The 17,886-nt window shown below is 61.8% G+C and carries 18 protein-coding genes; 8 read left to right on the forward strand and 10 right to left on the reverse strand.

The genetic code is table 11. The annotated features are described in order from the left end of the window. Positions 1-70 precede the first annotated feature (70 nt). From RSO67_RS24145 to RSO67_RS24155, 3 genes are all read left to right on the forward strand, one after another. Positions 71-2,392: a TonB-dependent siderophore receptor gene (locus RSO67_RS24145; protein WP_315840893.1), complete on the forward strand. Its 2,322-nt coding sequence runs from the start codon at positions 71-73 to the stop codon at positions 2,390-2,392. A gap of 175 nt (positions 2,393-2,567) precedes the next feature. Then, positions 2,568-3,680 (forward strand): PepSY-associated TM helix domain-containing protein, encoded by a 1,113-nt coding sequence (locus tag RSO67_RS24150; RefSeq protein WP_315844345.1) that lies wholly within the window; start codon positions 2,568-2,570, stop codon positions 3,678-3,680. After that, positions 3,677-3,862 (forward strand): hypothetical protein, encoded by a 186-nt coding sequence (locus tag RSO67_RS24155; RefSeq protein ID WP_315840894.1) that lies wholly within the window; start codon positions 3,677-3,679, stop codon positions 3,860-3,862. Before RSO67_RS24150 ends, RSO67_RS24155 begins: the two co-directional genes overlap by 4 nt. A 106-nt stretch (positions 3,863-3,968) precedes the next feature. Here the strand turns inward: RSO67_RS24155 and RSO67_RS24160 are convergent, their stop codons facing one another. The 3 genes from RSO67_RS24160 to RSO67_RS24170 all read right to left on the reverse strand — a co-directional run bounded on the left by RSO67_RS24160 (position 3,969) and on the right by RSO67_RS24170 (position 5,426). After that, on the reverse strand, positions 3,969-4,268 hold the full coding sequence (locus RSO67_RS24160) for a DUF3551 domain-containing protein (protein WP_315840895.1): 300 nt from the start codon (positions 4,266-4,268) through the stop codon (positions 3,969-3,971). A gap of 118 nt (positions 4,269-4,386) precedes the next feature. Next, positions 4,387-4,860 (reverse strand): Cys-tRNA(Pro) deacylase, encoded by a 474-nt coding sequence (gene ybaK, locus RSO67_RS24165; RefSeq protein WP_315840896.1) that lies wholly within the window; start codon positions 4,858-4,860, stop codon positions 4,387-4,389. A 41-nt stretch (positions 4,861-4,901) separates the two neighbouring features. Next, positions 4,902-5,426 (reverse strand): carboxymuconolactone decarboxylase family protein, encoded by a 525-nt coding sequence (locus RSO67_RS24170; RefSeq protein WP_315840897.1) that lies wholly within the window; start codon positions 5,424-5,426, stop codon positions 4,902-4,904. Positions 5,427-5,629: 203 nt separating this feature from the next. Here RSO67_RS24170 and RSO67_RS24175 point away from each other — a divergent pair, with 203 nt between their 5' ends. Beyond that, on the forward strand, positions 5,630-6,751 hold the full coding sequence (locus RSO67_RS24175; RefSeq protein WP_410001776.1) for an HPP family protein: 1,122 nt from the start codon (positions 5,630-5,632) through the stop codon (positions 6,749-6,751). Between the two features lie 111 nt (positions 6,752-6,862). Next, entirely contained in the window at positions 6,863-8,419 is a 1,557-nt protein-coding gene (locus RSO67_RS24180) for a serine hydrolase (RefSeq protein WP_315840899.1), read from the forward strand. A 49-nt stretch (positions 8,420-8,468) separates the two neighbouring features. Here the strand turns inward: RSO67_RS24180 and RSO67_RS24185 are convergent, their stop codons facing one another. Continuing rightward, positions 8,469-9,716, reverse strand: coding sequence for a cupin domain-containing protein (locus tag RSO67_RS24185; protein WP_315840900.1), 1,248 nt, complete (start codon positions 9,714-9,716; stop codon positions 8,469-8,471). Positions 9,717-9,823: 107 nt separating this feature from the next. Then, a complete protein-coding gene (locus RSO67_RS24190; protein WP_410001777.1) occupies positions 9,824-10,603 on the reverse strand; it encodes an alpha/beta fold hydrolase in 780 nt (259 codons plus the stop codon). Positions 10,604-10,872: 269 nt separating this feature from the next. On the opposite strand from RSO67_RS24190, the gene RSO67_RS24195 reads away from it, so the two are divergent. Then, entirely contained in the window at positions 10,873-11,787 is a 915-nt protein-coding gene (locus RSO67_RS24195; RefSeq protein WP_315840901.1) for a PhzF family phenazine biosynthesis protein, read from the forward strand. A 6-nt stretch (positions 11,788-11,793) separates the two neighbouring features. Here RSO67_RS24195 and RSO67_RS24200 read toward each other — a convergent pair whose 3' ends face one another. Beyond that, positions 11,794-12,495, reverse strand: a complete 702-nt coding sequence (locus tag RSO67_RS24200; protein WP_315840902.1) for a class I SAM-dependent methyltransferase — start codon at positions 12,493-12,495, stop codon at positions 11,794-11,796. Between the two features lie 268 nt (positions 12,496-12,763). On the opposite strand from RSO67_RS24200, the gene RSO67_RS24205 reads away from it, so the two are divergent. Further along, positions 12,764-12,973: a cold-shock protein gene (locus RSO67_RS24205; protein WP_068731259.1), complete on the forward strand. Its 210-nt coding sequence runs from the start codon at positions 12,764-12,766 to the stop codon at positions 12,971-12,973. A 174-nt stretch (positions 12,974-13,147) separates the two neighbouring features. Then, positions 13,148-13,339 (forward strand): hypothetical protein, encoded by a 192-nt coding sequence (locus tag RSO67_RS24210; RefSeq protein WP_315840903.1) that lies wholly within the window; start codon positions 13,148-13,150, stop codon positions 13,337-13,339. An 8-nt stretch (positions 13,340-13,347) separates the two neighbouring features. On the opposite strand, the gene RSO67_RS24215 is transcribed toward RSO67_RS24210, so the two are convergent. From RSO67_RS24215 to RSO67_RS24230, 4 genes are all read right to left on the reverse strand, one after another. Continuing rightward, a complete protein-coding gene (locus RSO67_RS24215; RefSeq protein ID WP_315840904.1) occupies positions 13,348-13,740 on the reverse strand; it encodes a response regulator in 393 nt (130 codons plus the stop codon). A gap of 11 nt (positions 13,741-13,751) precedes the next feature. Continuing rightward, a complete protein-coding gene (locus tag RSO67_RS24220) occupies positions 13,752-15,104 on the reverse strand; it encodes an HWE histidine kinase domain-containing protein (protein ID WP_315840905.1) in 1,353 nt (450 codons plus the stop codon). Positions 15,105-15,305: 201 nt separating this feature from the next. Next, a complete protein-coding gene (locus tag RSO67_RS24225; protein ID WP_315840906.1) occupies positions 15,306-17,195 on the reverse strand; it encodes an adenylate/guanylate cyclase domain-containing protein in 1,890 nt (629 codons plus the stop codon). Positions 17,196-17,232: 37 nt separating this feature from the next. Next, positions 17,233-17,754 (reverse strand): FecR domain-containing protein, encoded by a 522-nt coding sequence (locus RSO67_RS24230; RefSeq protein ID WP_315840907.1) that lies wholly within the window; start codon positions 17,752-17,754, stop codon positions 17,233-17,235. Positions 17,755-17,886: the final 132 nt, after the last annotated feature.

Here is a 17,886-nt window from a genome sequence, read left to right on the forward strand (position 1 = left end):
CAGATTGCTTGTTGTTTGGAACGCTTCTATTGGCGGTGACGCCCCCGTCCCTTTAACCCCGATCCATCACATGAGGGCGTCCGCAATCGACCATGTCGATGCGGATGAGATTTCGGGGATCACCTTGAACAACACCATTCGTTTGTCGCGTTTCGCACTTCTGTCGTCGGTCTGCGCGCTCAGCGTTGTCACGCTCGATACGTCGCTGGCGCAGTCCAGTTCCACGCAGAGCGGCGCGCAGCCGCTGCCGCCGGTGGTTGTCAACCAGCCGCAGCAGCGTCGCCGCGCGGCCGCCACACCGAGCCGGACGCCCCGCGCCCGCACCGCCGTCGCGCCGCGTCCGGTGGCGCAGCCCCTGCGCAGCAACGTGTTCGTGGAAAGCCCGCGCGGCCCGATCCAGGGCTATGTCGCCAACCGCAGCTCGACCGGCACCAAGACCAACACGCCGATCAATGAAACGCCGCAGGCGATCTCGGTCATCGGCGCAGAACAGATCCGCGATCAGAAGCCTACCAAACTCGACGAAGTGTTGCGCTACGCGCCCGGTGTTTTCGCAGGCACGTTCGGCTCCGATACCCGCAACGATTGGTTCCTGATCCGCGGCTTCAAGGCCGACGACAACAGCGTGTTCCTTGACGGCATGCAGTTGTTCGCGACGGCATTCGCGACATGGAAGCTGCAACCGTTCAATATGGAGCGCGTTGAGGTTCTACGCGGGCCATCGTCCGTGCTGTACGGTGGCAGCAGCACTGGTGGTATCGTCAACGTAGTGAGCAAGATGCCGCCGGCAGAGCCGATTCGCTATATGGAAGTCGGCGTCAATAATTACGGCAACAGTTACCTGTCGTTCGATGTCGGCGGTCCGGTTGCAACACCGGTCGAGAATGGCAAGATCTTCACCCGACTGGTCGGGCAGGTGAAAGGCGGCGACACGCAGACGGACTATATTTCCGACAACAACTACTTCATCGCGCCGTCGATCACCTGGAAGCCGGACGCGGATACGTCGCTGACAGTTCTCGCATCTGCTTCGAAAAACGACTCGCGGGTACAGGGCTTCCTGCCTTATACCGGGACCGTGGTCGCCGCGCCCTACGGTCGTATCGGAACCGGCTTCTTCGCCAGCGAGCCGAGTGCAGATCGCTTTACGCGTGAGCAGGAAATGCTTGGCTATCTGTTCGAACGGCGCCTGTCGGACAGTGTCACCTTCCGGCAGAATGCGCGTTTCGCCCACACGGACGTCAATCTATCGACGCTGCAGGGGCTTGGCACCAACGCGACCGGCGATCTGTCGCGTCTGTATTTCGCTACACGCGGCATCGCGAACCAGGCCAACCTCGACAACCAAGTCGAATATCGCTTCAACACCGGAGCGGTACAGCACACGACGCTGTTCGGTCTCGACATGCGCTACTACCAGATCAGCGATTTCCAGGCCTCACTGTTTCCCGCGACCTCGATCAATGTCGTGAACCCGGTCTACACGCCGAATGCCCAATTCGCCGGTATGCCATATCGCGATGGTACCCTGACGCAGAAACAGCTCGGTATATACGCCCAGGATCAGATCAAGCTTGATCGCTTCACGCTCGTGCTGAGCGGCCGTAACGACTTCGTCACGACTGACGATGTGAGCCGACTGGGCGCAGGATCCAGCGCGACCCGCGAAGACAGCAAGTTCACTGGACGCGCCGGATTAATCTATAATTTCGACAATGGTCTCGCACCGTATGTATCGTACGCGACCAGCTACAATCCGCTTACCGGTGTGGTGTTCTCCACGGGTGCGCTGCGCTTGCCCGAGACCGGACAGCAGACCGAGGTCGGCGTCAAATTCCAGCCCAATGGCTTCAACGGTCATTTCGGCGTGGCGCTGTTCGACCTGAAGAGGCAGAATACACCTTCGACGGACTTCCCCAATTCGAACCTGCCTGCACAGCTCGGTGAGGTAACGTCGCGGGGTATCGAGCTTGAGGCCGTCGCCAATCTGGCACCGGGCTTCAAGGTGGTCGGCTCGTTCACGTCCTATAATCTCTTCATCAGTCAGGATCTCAATCCGCTGTTGATCGGCAAGGTCCCGACCGCTGCGCCGCGTCAGCTGGCCTCGGGTTGGGCGGACTATACGTTCCAGTCAGGTACGTTCGCTGGCTTCGGCTTCGGCGGCGGCGTACGCTATGTTGGCGCGTCCTACGCGGATCCGGCCAATCAGCAAGCGGTTCCGTCGCGCGTTCTCGGCGATCTTGCCGTTCACTACGAATGGCAGAACTGGCGCTTGGCGGTCAATCTTCAGAACGTCGCGGACGAGATCTATGTCAGTAGCTGTTCTGATCCGAACTCCTGCTTCTATGGCGATCGCCGTCGCGTGACCGGCAGCATCGGCTACAAGTGGTAACGGTACGGGCGAGCGAGACAGCACGACAATAGGTCGCCATACGTCACGCTCGCCGCACGGTCGCCACGTCAAAATGATCTGCTCATGTCGTCTCCGGCTCGCCGGGGACGACATTTTCAGTAGTTGAAGAAGGATCGATCCCCTGAAAGCGCGTACGGCTCGCATCTGGTCGCTGATCCACAAATGGAGCAGCCTTGTCTCCACCGTCTTCCTGCTGCTGCTGTGCCTCACGGGGCTGCCGTTGATCTTTCATCATGAGATCGACGAGGCGCTCGGCTATGCGCCGAAGATGGATGTGCATACGCCCGGTGCGGCGAAGCTCAGCCTGGACGCCATCGGCCGTGCGGCGATCGCGGATCATCCCGGCAACATCTTGCTCTACATGGCCTGGGACAAGGACGAGCCCGGCATGGTCTCGACCTTCTCCAACACGTCGGTGACGTCCGATCCGCAGACTACGGTGGTGAAGGCGTTCGATGCTTATACGGCGAAGCCTGTGGGTCTGCTCGGCACCGGCCCGATGCTGGTGATGCTGCGGCTACATACCGACATGTATCTCGGTCTGCCCGGCAAGTGGTTCATGGGCGTCATGGGCTTTCTCTTCATGATCGCCATCATCTCCGGCGTGGTGCTGTACTGGCCGTTCACGCGCCGCCTGAATTTCGCGGCGATCCGCAAACAGAAATCGCGCCGGGTCTTGTGGCTCGACTGGCACAATCTGCTTGGCGTGGTCACCATCGTCTGGGCGCTGGTGGTCGGCGGCACCGGCGTCATCAACGCCTATGCCGAAGTCATGCTCGGTATCTGGCAGCGTAATGAACTGGCTGCCATGGCCGCGCCCTATGCCGGCAAGCCGACACCGAACCAGTTGGCATCGCTGGACAAGGTGTTGGGCAACGCCATGAAGACGACGCCCGGCATGGATCCAGCCTTTATCGCATTCCCCGGCACGCCGTTCACATCGACGCATCACTTCGCGGTCTTTTTGCGCGGCGATACACCGCTGACCTCGCGGCTGGTGAAACCTGTGCTGCTCGATGGCGAGACCGGTGAGGTGTCTGACACCAGCGAGCTGCCGACCTATCTGAAAGCGGTACTGGTCTCGCAGCCGCTGCATTTCGGCGACTATGGTGGCATGCCGCTGAAGATCATCTGGGCGCTGCTCACGGTTTTCACCATCATCGTGCTCGGCAGCGGGCTGTATCTGTGGGCAGTGAAGCGCAGCAAGGTCAGGCGCGGCGCGCGGCTGTCTGCCGGGGTGACGGCAGCGATTGGGCCATCGTCATGAACGAGGCGCCGCAGCACAGAGCGAACTGGTGGCGCGTGTTCGGCGCGCCGATCGTCATTGGCGTCTTATCGCTCGCAGGCTTGTTGTCAGCGCTGCTCGCCGGCGATCCCGGCCGCTATTTTGCGTGGTTCGGCGTCGGGCTGCCGATCGCGATTGCGGCATGGGCGTATGGCCGGAAGTGACATGAGAAAGTAGGGCGGATGAGCGAGGCGAAATCCGCCACGTCTCCGGCACCGCAATGCCAGCGACGGATTACGCCTTCGGCTAATCCGTCGTTGGCCTATGATGCTACCAGCGCCGATCCCAGTTGTTGTTCCAGCCGTTATTCCATCCATTGTCCCAACCGTCCTGCTGGCCACGCATCGCGCGGCTGCCGCGGCGCTGGTCGCCATAGGCCAGCATCGGGTTCTGCATGCAGTCGCCGCGCTGGCCGCTCACGGTCGCCATGCACTGGTTATAGGAGGTGAACGTACAGCTCGGATTGAAGCCGGTGGCCGAGGTGCGCGAGCACCATGGATATTCGCGGGCCATGGAGGGCGTGGCGCCCATCACGACCAGAAGTGCAGCTGCTGCCAGGATTGAGCGCATGTCGATTCTCCCTTGAGGTCCGAAATCGATAATGCGCAGCTTACATCGCCGTTCCCGCCTGCGACAGCACGTCGTGATCACTCCGTCCGACAGGGACTTCAAACCGCGGTGATGCGCATCAGTCCGTCAGTGTGGCCGCCATCGCATCCAGCGCCGCACGCGCGGCCTCCGGCGCAATCTCGATCTGCAGCCCGCGCTGGCCGCCATTGAGATAGATCGTATTTTCCGACAATGCCGCCTGCTCCATGGCGACGGGCACGCGCTTCTTTTGTCCGAACGGGCTGATACCGCCGACGTGATAACCGGTCATGCGTTCGGCGTCGGCCGGGCGCATCATCTTCGCGCTCTTGCCGCGAAAGGCCGCGGCCAGCTTCTTCATGCTGACCTCCTTGTCGGAGGGCACCACGACACAAACCGGCTTGCCATCGACCTCGGCCATCAGCGTCTTCAGCATGCGTTGCGGTGCGATGCCGAGCGCTTCCGCTGCCTGCAGGCCGATGCTCTCGGCGTCTGGGTCGTAATCGTAGGTATGCAGGGTGAACGCGGCGCCGAGCTTGCTCAGCGCCTGCGTGGCGCGGGTGGTTTTCGACATGTGAGACTCAAGGGAATTGGAGCGCTCAAGCAGTGGTGAATTCAGACGATCTCGGACACGGGCTGCATGTCGATAGCAAAACTTTCGAGGAATTTCGAGGTCATGATGTAGAAGCCGACCGAGAGCTGCAATTCCACCAGCGCGCAGGGCGTCAGCTTGGCTGCGATCGCCTTGAAGGTCGCGTCGGTTGGGCGATGCAGCGCAACGATATCATCGGTGAAGGCCAGCGCCGCCCGCTGCACGTCGGTGAAGCAGCTCGCCGCCTGCCAGTCGTCCAGCGCGGCGTTCTGTTCGTCTGACACGCCCACATAGCCGCCGATGCGCTTGTGCGCGGCGACTTCATAGGGCGCCTCGCAGAGAATGCCGGTGCGGGTGATTGCCAGTTCGCGGATGACGGGATCGAGCTCGCCCTTGTTGCGGATGGCGCCGCCGAGCCGGCAATATTGTTCGAGGTAGCTGGGCGAATGCGCCATCATGAGGAAGATGTTGGCATTGCGGTTCTTGCCGAGGATCTCGCGGGTGCGTTCGCTGGCTGCGGCGGGATCGCTGTAGTCGATGCGGGCCATGGGTCCTCCCTTGAGATCGCCGTCGTGCCCTCCTGATGGGGCGCGTTCGGGCGAATGGCTGTGCCGTTGTAGCCGAGCAGGGATAGCTCTGCCAGATCGCGATCGTCAGGCCCGCGTGTCGTATTCAACATTGCAGGCGCTTGCGCATAGTGGTCAAAGGGGGGCCCGTCATTCTGGCGGGGCCATGCGCCGGTCTCGATTCAATGACAAAAAGAGAAGACCCAAGGAACGTTTCGAGCGACGTTGCACCTCGCAAGACAGGTATTCGACTGTTCGTCCCCATCCTGGCGGGGGCACGGCTTGGCGAGCGCATGATTGCTTGCCTGGGTGCACTGCTGGGTATCGTGCTCACGGGACTGATCTGCCGATCTGTGTTGGGCGACAGCTCCAGCCTGCCGCTGATCGTGGCGCCGCTGGGCGCATCTGCTGTGCTCCTGTTTGCGGTTCCCACGAGTCCGCTAGCCCAGCCATGGGCGATCATCGGCGGTAACACCATCTCGGCTCTGATCGGCGTTGCTGTCGCGCATGTGGTGCCCGATCAGATCCTGGCGATCGGCTTCGGTGTATCGCTCGCCATCGCCGCGATGTCCTTTGCGCGCTGCCTGCATCCGCCCGGCGGCGCCACGGCGCTGACGGCGATCATCGGCGGGCCCATCGTGACCGCGTCGGGATATCTGTTTCCATTCGTGCCCGTTGGCCTGAACTCGGTGCTTCTGGTCGGGCTGGGCTATCTGTTTCACAAGATCTCGCGGCGGACCTATCCTCACAGGGCGCCGGTGCCATCAGCAAATCCGCATCAGACATCGGACATCAGCCCGGAGCTGCGGGTCGGCTTTCGCGCCGAAGATATCGACAAGGCGCTGGAAGCGCTCAGCGAGACCTTCGATATCAGCCCCGACGATCTCGAGACGTTGCTGCGGCAGGTCGAACTGCAGGCCATGTTGCGCTCGCACGGCACGATCCTGTGCGGAGACATCATGTCGCGCGATGTCGTCACGGTCGGATTGCGGGATAGTGCCGAACTGGCCCGCTCGCGGCTGCTCTTGCATAATGTCCGCACGCTTCCCGTCCTAGGCATGCAGGGACAGCTCGTCGGAACGGTCGGCCTCCGCGAGCTGATGAAGGAATCGGGCGATGTCGGAAAATCCATGTCGCCCGCAGCGACGGCGACGATGCAGACACCCGCTGTGACCTTGCTTCCGACGCTAACCGATGGACGAACGCACGCCGTCATCATCGTCGATCAGGACCGCCTGATTCAGGGGCTGATCACCCAGACCGATTTGCTCAGCGCCGTCGCGAAGCTTGTTCCTGTTGCTGTCTAGGCGATCGCGCACCTGCAAGTCCGCGGGCGGAATGAAGCTGCAATTCGGTTGAACAATCTGTAGCTGGAGATATGGTCCTCGCGCAGCGTTAAAACTCGCATCGAGGCTTTCATGCGATCTTCACGAATTCCCGTTCTGAAGCTTGTGCTCGGCCTGGGCATGTTTGTGACCTTCCTCGGCAGCGCGGTTGCGGGCGAAGGTCCGGCTCCGGTGTGGCCGACCCAGGGCTGGCAGACATCCACGCCGGAAGAGCAGGGCGTGGACCCGGCAGCGCTCGCAGCACTGCTGGAGCTCGGAAGCCGCAACGATTTCGACAGCGTGCTGATCGTGCGTCATGGCAAGATCGTTCTGGATGCCTATTACGCGCCTTACACTGCCGATCTGCCGCATGTGGTCAATTCCGTCACCAAGGCCGTCATCGGCACGCTGACATCGATGGCGTTGCAGGATGGTCTCCTGAATGGCACGGACCAGCGGATGCTGGCATTCTTCGGCGAGCGCAGCGCTGCTAACCTTGATGACAACAAGAAGGCGATCACGCTTCAAAGTCTGTTGGACATGACGTCCGGACTTGCGCGGGACGGCCGGGCCGGTGTCAACGGCTCATTGGAGTCGACGGCCGGCATGGAGCGGAGCCGGGACTGGATCCAGTACATTCTCGATCGTCCGATGGCTGCTTCGCCGGGAGACGGCTTCAATTACGATAGTGGAAATGCACATCTGCTATCGGCCATCCTGACCAAAGTGACCGGGATGAGCGCGGAGGATTATGCGAAAGCGAAGCTGTTCGGTCCGTTGGGCATCACGGCGTGGAAATGGCGGCGCGATCCGCAGGGCATCTCGACGGGCGGATACGGCCTGGCGCTGCATCCGCGCGACATGGCGAAATTCGGCTATCTGTATCTGCATAACGGGGTGTGGGAGGGCAAGACGCTGGTGTCGCCCGTCTGGATCGACAGAGTGAGCCACGCCACGGTGGACATGAAGCTCTCTTTTGCTCCGGAGTTTCGCTATTCGAACTTCTTCTGGACGCGACCCAACGGCAATGTCTATTGGGCAAGCGGGCTGCACTGTCAGCTTGTGATGGTCTATCCAGCGCTGGACCTCGTTGCAGTGACGACCGGCCGAGACAATTGCCCGGTGACCGACATCGTGGACGCCATCCCAAAGGCTGTCAGGTCCGAGATAGCAATAGAGCCGGACCCCGCCGGCACTGCGCGACTCGCAAGCGTTGTTCGCGCCATTTCGACGGAGGCAGAGGTGGACGTTAAGGAAACGCCTTCGATCGCCTCGGCGGTATCAGGCAAGACCTACACCTTTCCGCCCAATCCTCTCGCTGTAAAGTCGCTGTCGCTGACATTCGTGGGCTCCCATCCGCACTATGATTTCGAAATCTATAGTCGCGATCCCACGAGAGGGGCTGAGAAAATCAGTGGCCCTCTCGGGCTCGACGGACTGTATCGCAGAGGGACGCCAACGGCATTTGGGATTATTGCCGTGAAGGGGAGGTGGCTCGACGAACATGCGTTCGAAATCGAGCGCAGGACCCTCGGCGAGGACGGCCGCACGCGGACATGGATGCTGTCATTCGACGGCGACAAGGTCAGTCTTCGCGGCAAGAACTATGAAGGTGTCGATGTCGCAATCGACGGACAGTCGGGCGGTTGATCGCGGAAGGCACGGGAAGTCCTGAGACCTCCCGTGCGCTCTTGCAGCGTCAGGCCGGCATGATGCCTGGCGCCCGGCGGGGCCATTTGGCGATGACTTCCGGTGCCACGTTGAGATGTTGTGCGACGAGAGCCGGCGGCGTGTGGGTCAGCCAGTCGGACAGCGACACTTCCTCGTAATGCGCCGTGCGGAACACCTCGATGAATTGCAGGTCGGTGTCGCCGGTGTTCTCGATATAGTGGCCGAAGTTGCGTTTGACGTAGCCGACGTCCCCCGATGTGAAGTCGATGGTGGTGGCGTTCGGGCCGGAATTGAACAGTGTCATCCGCGCGCGGCCCGCGAGATAATACTGCCACTCGTCGGCATTCGGATGCCAGTGCATCTCGCGCATGCCGCCGGGCTTCACCGTCACCAGTGCCACCGCAATCGTCGCCGAAGCGGTGAAGTTGCTGGTGTCGGCAATCCGGATCTCGCCGTTGCGTGTCGATTTCACCGGCTTGGACGATCCCAGCGCATAGGTGAACGGATAGAGCGCGACATCCGCATCGCGATAGGACGAGGCCTGATCCGCCGCGAGCGAACCGGGAACCGTGCCTTGGAAGATCCAGAGATTTTGCAGCGGGATTTTCGCGAAGCTTTCGACCGGCACGCCGAAATTCTTGGCCAGGATTTCCGGCGGCGTATGCGCGATCCAGTCCGACAGCAGCAGCGTATTGAATTCGTTGGCCTGGCCGTCATCGAAGCAGATCACGAATTCGCAGCCATCGGGGCCGAGACCCTGGAGCGAGTGCGGCGCACCGGACGGGAAGTACCAGAGGTCGCCCGCATTGACATCAGCGACATAAGGCCGGCCCTGATTGTCGAGCACGGTCACCCGGCACGAGCCGTAAGTCATGATCGCCCATTCGCCGGCCTGGTGCCAATGCATCTCGCGGATGCCACCGGCGGTGAGCCGCATATTGACGCCGGAGATAGTGGTCGAGATCGCAAAGTCTGCTTGCGTCACCTGCCGTGCCCAGCCACCGTTCTGGATGCGCCGCGGTGCATTGTTGAACGTGGCCCAGGGCAGGGCCATGCCGCCGATATCGGTCGCAGGCGGCAATTGCGAGGATGGAAACTGGCCGGCGATGACGGAATTCTGCGGGCCGGGATCGCTCAGATTGTTCGGCCCCTTGGCGTTGATCGCGCCCTGCGGCGGCAGATCCGGATTGCCGAATGTCGCGGCCTGTGCGGATGCTGCGGCGGTCATCACGATGCCCGATGCTGTTGCCGCCATGAGATCTCTCCGTGAGAACATGGGACGTCCTCCTGTTGCGACGCGGATCTGCGTCATGGTTTTGAATCGATGGAAGCGTTGCGCGCCGGGTAACTCCCGACGCGCGCAGTAAAGGGGAAGAGACAGGTCTACTTCTTGACGCCTGCGGCGGCGAGGATCAGGTCGGCGACTTGCTTGGGATGGGAGACCAGCGAGAGATGGCCCGCATTGAGCTCGATCGTGGTCGCATTCATGCGCTTGGCGAGGAAACGTTCGAGATCGGGATTGATCGTCTTGTCCTCTTTCGACACCGCATAGAACGAGGGCTTATCGTGCCACGCGGCTGCGGTGGTGCGGCCTGCGAAGATCGATGCGGCGGTCGAGCCCTGCACGGCATAGAGCACTTCGGCCTGCTTGCGCGGAACGCCATTGGCGAAATATTTCAGGAACGAGTCTTCGGAGAGCTGGGTGTAGCCATCATGGGTCTGGATTCCGGCGCGCACCTCGCCCGTCGGAAATTTGCCGGACAGCGCCACGAAGTCCTCATTGGCGTCCGGTGCGCGGGCGGCGACATAGACCAGCGCCGAGACCTTCGGGTCGGTGCCGACGTCGCTGATCACCGTGCCGCCCCAGGAATGGGCGACCAGCACGGTCGGGCCGTCCTGCAGCGCCAATGCGCGGCGCGTCGCGGCATTGGAGTCGTCCAGCGAGCTCAGCGGATTTTGCACGGCCGTTACATGGAGGCCTGCCTTCTGCAACAGCGGAATGACCCCGGCCCAGCTCGATCCGTCGGCCCAGGCGCCGTGCACCAGCACCACGTTCTTCGCCTTCACGGGCGCTGCCGTTGCGGCCTGAGCCATCGGCGCCGTCAGCACACACATGGCCACTGTCAGCATCGCACGCAGAGTCGTCTTGGAAAGGGAATTCATCAACATGGTATCACCATTCGGTTGCCGGCGATTGTCCTGGCCGGAGGGATGAAGGAAGCATGGATGTTGCAGCACTTTACGAGTTCGCGCCGGTCAGCTCGAACGGGAGAGGATCGGCATGACATTATCTGGTTTATGGGATGGCGAGGCTGCGGTGAATCGGACGGTAGTGTGCAGCCGGCATACCTAGGTTTATGGCTACGAATACGCAGGGCCGGCGCTGACTGTTACGTCGGCGAACCCGGCGGTAACGGAATGGTGAGGGCTGCATGATGATCGACTATGTCACCGTGGATGTGTTCACGGACCAGCGTTTCGGCGGCAATCCGCTGGCAGTCGTTCCGGATGCGCGCGGCATCGACGATGCGCTGCTGCAGAAGATCGCCACCGAGTTCAACTATTCGGAAACGACCTTCGTGTTTCCGCCGGATGATCCCGCGCATACCGCACGCGTTCGCATCTTCACACCGACCGATGAAATTCCCTTCGCGGGTCATCCCAATGTCGGCACCGCCTATGTGCTCGGCCGCCAGGGCGCGGCCTTTGGCAGGCCTGTCGGCGATCACATGATGTTCGAAGAGAAGGCAGGCCTCGTCCATCTCGATCTATTGCGGGAAGGCAGCGAGGTCATCGGCGCCGGCTTTGTCGCGCCGCAATCCGTTCAGATCGGTGATGCAGTCGATGTCGTGACGCTGGCCGGCTGCATCTCGCTGCCGCCGGATGCGGTCGTGTCACACACGCATCCGCCGCGCATCGTCTCCGTCGGCCTGCCTTTCGCTGTCGCTGAACTGTCGGGTCTCGATGCACTGGCCTCCGCGCGTCCGAATACATCGGCCTTTGAGGTCGCGGGAAAGACATACTGGCACCGCGACGATCGCTTCTCGGCCTTCATCTATGTCCGCACAGGCGACGGCATCGATCATTTGCGCGCCCGCATGTTCGCCCCGCTCAGCAACGTGCCCGAAGATCCTGCCACCGGGAGCGCCTCTGCGGCGCTGGCGGCCTATCTCGTCACGCTCGACCCGCGCCGCGATGCGGTTTGTGCCATCACCATCGAGCAGGGTGTCGAGATGGGGCGTCGCAGCCTCATTGAGGTCGAGGTGCGGAAGCGTGATGGACATGTCGAGAGCGTTCGCATTTCCGGCCGTTGCGTGCCGGTGATGCAGGGCCGTATCGACGTGTAAGCTGAATCACGCCTCGTCCGGCAGATCTCCCACGCGCCACAGGGCCAGCGACTTGTCGGCATAGTCGCCGCCAGCTTCCGTACAGCCTTCGTTGATCACGGCTAACGGAGCAGGAAACAGGAACGGTGCGTGCTGCAGATTGAGTACGCGCCAGTCACCGTCCTCGATATCGCGATTGGCTGATGCGTCGGGAAATGTCGTGGTCAGCAGCCAGCAGGTGCCGGAGCGTTTCAGATTGGCGATGGCGCGGTGGATGTTGGCGAATGACAGATGCACAAGGCAGTCGCGACACAACGCCAGATCGGCAGCGGGCAGGGTATCGCTGACGAGATCGAGGCGGGCAAAATCGATATGGCCTGCATTGCCATAGTGCGCGGCATTGGCTGCCACGATATCCGGAACGATATCGGCGCCGAGATAGCGGATACCGCCGAGGTCCATCTGCGCCATCCAGGTGAAATCGCCGCAGGGCAGATCGAGGATGGATTGCACCGGCAATCGCCGCAGCAATTGCATGAGGTCGCGGCGGAGTGCCGTTGTTGCGTCGAGTTCGGAGCCGAGGCCGGATTGCGATTTTTCAGCGCCCCACAGATTGGTGCGATAGATCAGCTCGAAACGCGTAGCGAGATCGAGCCCGTCGAATTCGCGACGTCGCTCGGCGAAGCGAAGTTCGGCCAGAACCGGTGTGCGTCGCCTCGATCTGTCCATTCGCGCGCCCACTGCAGCAACGGTAAATCAGAGTTCCGCAGCCAGCTTCGATCTGAAGTTCGCCGTTGTAACCACTCGTGAAACACGCTCTGGAATCATTGTCCTTGTAATTCGGCTGAAATCACCTATATTGTGCTTATTCGAATATATGCTCTGGCTTGTTGACCGCGCCGTAATCGGCTCCATTCCCCAAGACATCGTTGAAATCGGATCGGGCTCACGCGATGTCGCGTAGGGCTCGCGCATTCGCACATCTTGGAGAATAGTTATGGCAGTCGGTACAGTTAAGTGGTTCAACGCGACCAAGGGTTTCGGTTTCATTCAGCCTGATGACGGCGGCCAGGATGTGTTCGTTCACATCAGTGCAGTCGAGCGCGCTGGATTGGGTTCGCTCAATGAAGGCCAGAAGGTTTCTTTCGAAGCCAAGGCTGACAAGATGCGCGGCAAGACCAGCGCGGAAGATCTGCGCGCGATCTGAGCTTGAAGGTCCTGAAATTTCCACGGATGTACTGGGATTTCTCGACCGGCAAGTTTTGCGTCGTCTCATAGATTTGGAATGACTGAAGCCCGTCGGTGATCATCACCGGCGGGCTTCATGCTATAAGTATGATCATACGTCCGATTTCAGTGTCCGATATGAGGATCGATCAAGATGATTGAACGTCTGGATACGCTCAAGGCGGCGCATATGCGCATGATCGAGGAACGTGATGCGCACGCGAAAGTGCTGGCGGCACCCTTCAATCGCGACAATGCGGAACGGGCTCGCATGAAGTTTGTCGAGATTCAGAACGTGATCGACGCCATCGATCGCGCCATCCTGGGTGAGCAACCCGTCCAATAGCGCCGGCTCTAGCCGATCAATGCGCGCAGTTCCGCAATCATCTTCGTCGTCTCAAACGGCTTGCCGAAAAAGCGACTATCGTGAGGCAGATCGTTCTGCGCGACCTGCAAATGGCCGGACACGATGACGATCTTGATCGGCGGCCAGCGGTTGCGCACCGCATGCGCAAGCTTCAACCCGTCCATGCTGCCGGGCATCTGTACGTCGGTGAACAGCAGCACGATATCGTTGCGGCTCTCGAGAATTCGCACGGCTTCGTCGGCATTGTTGGCCTCGATAGCGATGAAGCCGGCTTCCTCGACGATGTCGGCTGCGTGAATGCGGAGCAGAGGCTCGTCCTCGACGATAAGGACGGCGGGCCGCTGGATGTCACGTGCGTTGGGATCTGAGAGTGCTGCCATCAAAATTGGTGTCACCTTTCGTCGGGTATCGAAGCCAGCTCGCTCAATCTGGTTTCGAACCGACATGTGAGCCCTTCGGGCAAAAATTCGATTTTGACAGAACTGCCGAAGTCGGCTGACAGCGTGCCTTCGATCAGTCGTGAGCCAAATCCACGTCGCGTCGGCGGGACGACGACGGGGCCGCCGGATCCGCGCCACGCGAAACCTAACGCCGGCCCGTCGCTGCCGGTGTGACAAGCCCAGTCGATATCTATCGTTCCGTCCGGAACGGATAATGCACCATACTTTGCGGCATTGGTTGCGAGTTCATGCAGCGCGAGCGCCAGTGACAGTGCCTGTTTGGCCGTCAGTTCCACCTCGGGGCCCGAGACGCGAATGCGCTTTTCGCCCGTTCGATGCGGCGCCAGTGCGCCAGCGATCACCGTGGGCATCGACGCGCTGGTCCAGCTCGATGCGGTCAGGATATCGTGTGCCTGGTTGAGTGCGGAGAGGCGCGCATCGAAAATGGTCCGAGCCTCTTCCTTGGTCGCTGCGGTACGGAACGTCTGACTGGCGATGGCGCCGACCATGGCCATGGTGTTCTTCATGCGATGTTCGAGTTCGCGCGTCAGCAATTGCTGCTGTGTCTCGGCACGTTTCAGTTTACCGACGTCGCGAATAGTACCGATGAAGCGCGTGACGGCGCCGTTCTCGAATTCAGCCCTGCCTTTGGCGGAACACCAGCGCTCGATGCCGTCATCGAGACCGATGGTGCGGTATTCGATGTCATAGGCCTGTGGCCCGTCCACCATCATGGCGTCCAGGCACGCCTTCTCGGTGACGTCGCGATCATCGGGATGAAGTCCTTGCAGGAAGACGTCGAACGAGATCGGCTTGCCGAAGGTGAGGCCGAACAATTCGTAGCAGCGCCGGTCCCATTGCAGCAAGCCGGTGCGCGGGTCGAGATCCCAGGTTCCAGTGTCGGCAGCGTCGAGTGCAAGTCGTAGCTGGCTTTCGCTGGCCTGTAGCGCCACATCCACGGCACGCGATGCAGTGATATCGCGCGACACCGAAAGCAGCTGATGCGGTTTTCCATCGGGGCCGGGAATGGCGGTGACGGTGACATCCCACCATTTCGGCGTGCCGGCCATCGTGGTGGCGTAACCCTGGAAGTGTCCGGTGCGCCCAAGCTGAGCGGCCCTTACAGCCGCCTTGGCGTCGGTATTGCCCTGCCCCTGCCAGAAGTCCGGCCATGGGCACCCCTTGATCGCGCCAAAATCCGTGACCTCCATGACGCGCTGGCCGCCGTCGGTCATGAAGATGAGGTTGCCGTCGAAATCGAGGACCTTGATGCAGTCGCCCGATGCTGCGAGCAAACTTCGCAAGAATGAATTGGCGTCCTGAATAGGTCCGAACGATTGATCCACGAATACCCCGGGAGCTGCGGCTCCGATCGCAAAAATACGCTGCAATGAAATACGGCCGCAAACAGATACGGTTGCGGATGTACGGTAACAGGTCTTCGAGCAAACGTGCCAGACCAGAGCGGGTTCCGGCTCCATCGCGGCGATGCCGCGTGCGTCGATTTACGCTGAGGTCGATATAGCCTCCGCCGCGCTGCCGTCGTGCCAAAGCCACGCGCTGACCGCGCCGCTGCGGCCGCGGATCTGGACTTCGGTCGGGCCGCTCAGCGCCCCCGTCGCGCGCACCGCACAGTCCGCTCCCGCGGCGCGCAGCAGGTCGTCGCTCAGGGCCACCTTGGCGCCGTGGCTCGCGGCGACCTCCATGAGCCGGCTGGCGACATTGACGGTATCGCCGGTCGCGGTGATGTGCTGGTAGCTGGCGCCGCCGAGACGCGATGCGACGATATCGCCGAAATGCGCGCCGATCTTGAATCCGATCTGGCTGGCGATCTCAGGCGGAAGACCAGCGATCCACGTGCCGGTTCGCGTCGTGAGGTCGATACAGCAGCGCACGGCACGGGGGGCATCGTCATCGGCGACGACAGGCAATCCGAACAGGATCATCGCGCCGTCGCCCATGAAGGTTGTGACCACACCGCCATGGGCGAGGGTCACCTGATCGATCATCGCGTGGAAGGACTTCAGCAATTCGCGCACCGCGTCTGCGTTGAGTGTCTCACTGAGTGCGGTGAAGCGCGAGATATCGATGAAGATGACGGCGGCATGCTGATGCACCGGCTGCAACAGGTAGTCCGGATACTTGATCAGCCAGTCACGCAGACCCGGCGCCTGGAACTGGCGCAGCAGGTCGCTGCGCGCTGCAAAGCGTTGCACGCTGCGCCGGCTGCTCCAGATTTGCAGTGCGCCGAACGCCATCGCCGGCGGCACAGCCGCGGCCAGCGGCAATGCGGCGCTCATCCAGATGCCATGGCCATAGGCGATGGTGTTGATCACGGCCCACAGCGCGACCACGGCGACGATCGCAATGAGGCCGACGGCATTGCGCCGCCATGCGAGCAGGGCGATGCACAGCATCGCCAGGACGATCGCAAAGCCGGCATCGAACAGCCGGATGGATGTATTGCGCAGCAAGGTGTCCTTGGCGAGCAGATGCGTGATTGCGGTGGACACGACTTCGACGCCGGGCATCACCGGATCGAACGGCGTGGAGAAGAAATCGCCGCCGCCGCTGACGGTGACGCCGATGGCGACGACGCGGTCCTCGACATCGGCGCGGCGGAGTTTGCCCGCCAGAACCTCCGATGCGCTGATCGTCCGGATCGTGCCGCGCGGCCCATAGAAAGACATCGGCAACAAATGGCCGACATCGGTCGGGACATGGGTGCCGGCGAGGGAGAAATTATACTCGCCAATCTGGGCATCGTCGCGCGAGGCGGCTGATGCGACGCGCAGCGGCATCGACACCATCACGCGGTCGGCTGAGCGCATCAGCATCGGCATCGAGCGCGGCACGCCGCTGCTATCGGTGTTGAGATTGACCACGCCGACCGTGGCCTGATCGGCGAAGATTTTCAGCGGCAGCAGAAATCCTGACGCCACCGGCAGGTCGGCGAGAGGTCCGGCCTCCTTGGTGGCCACGGTCTGTTTGGACTCGCTGAACAGAGCCGCCGCGGCAATGACGGCGTTGGTCTTGCCGAGCGCCTGTGCCAGTGCGGCATCGCTCTCTGCTGCGCCGCCATCGACCAGCAGCAGATCGAGTGCGAGCACTTTCGGTTTGTAGCGTGCGATTTCCTCGATGATTGTCGTCAGCGTGGCGCGGGGCAGCGGATAGCTGCCTTGTTCGCGTGCGACCCGATCGTCGATCGCGATGATGGTGACGAGATCGGGCGGTTTCTTCACGCCGCGGATCTGGATGCGCAGGTCGGTCAGCGTCGCTTCTAGCCTGTCGAGAAAGCCGACATCGCCGCGGTTATGTCCAAAGGCCAGCGCCGCCGCCCACACGCCCGCCAGGACCATGGCGAGCGGTGTCTGCAATCTGCTGGCCTTCATCATCGTCGCGTATCCGGGCCGTTTAACGCCCAAGCCTTTGTCAACGACCAAGCCTTGCCATCAATGCGGTGACGCGCGGCGCGGGCCAACGCTTGATGTCGAGTGGCGTCGCCGAGGTATCGACATCGACGCCTTCACCGGGGCCGAGGGTTACGCTGCCGGGGCTGGTCACGCGCCTGACGCCGACGCGACCGGTCTCGACGAAGACGGAGGTCTTGCTGCCCTCGGCGTCCACCGCCCACCTGGTGCCACGCACCGCGGCGATCGCCTGCGGTGTCATCACCTCGAAGGTTTTGCCTGCCTTCTGTTTGGGGGCCTCGATGAGAACGGCCTTGCTTTGCAGGTCGACGCCGTCGACACGGCCGTTGCGGTCGCGATCGAGCAGCGTGAAGCGCGCGCCGTTTTCAGCAATGATCGTTACGCCGCCGCAGCGCAGGGTTTGCGGTCCGCCGGCCGGCTGGCTCGATGTGCAGCCCGGGTTGGCCTGTTGCGCCGATGCAGCACCGCCGTACAGGCACGCCGCAGTGACGATGGCCGCCGCCAGCCTGATTGAATGGGTCATGTTGGTACTCCTGAACGCGACATCGGTAAGGCGGGCGGCGGGCGATTTCGTTCAACGTCTGCGGGCGAGCGGCGTGATTAACGCTCGGAGGTACCCATATAGGGCGACGCAGCGGCACAACGAGGGCAGATC

It is taken from the genome of Tardiphaga sp. 709, assembly GCF_032401055.1.
Classification (GTDB): Bacteria; Pseudomonadota; Alphaproteobacteria; order Rhizobiales; family Xanthobacteraceae; genus Tardiphaga.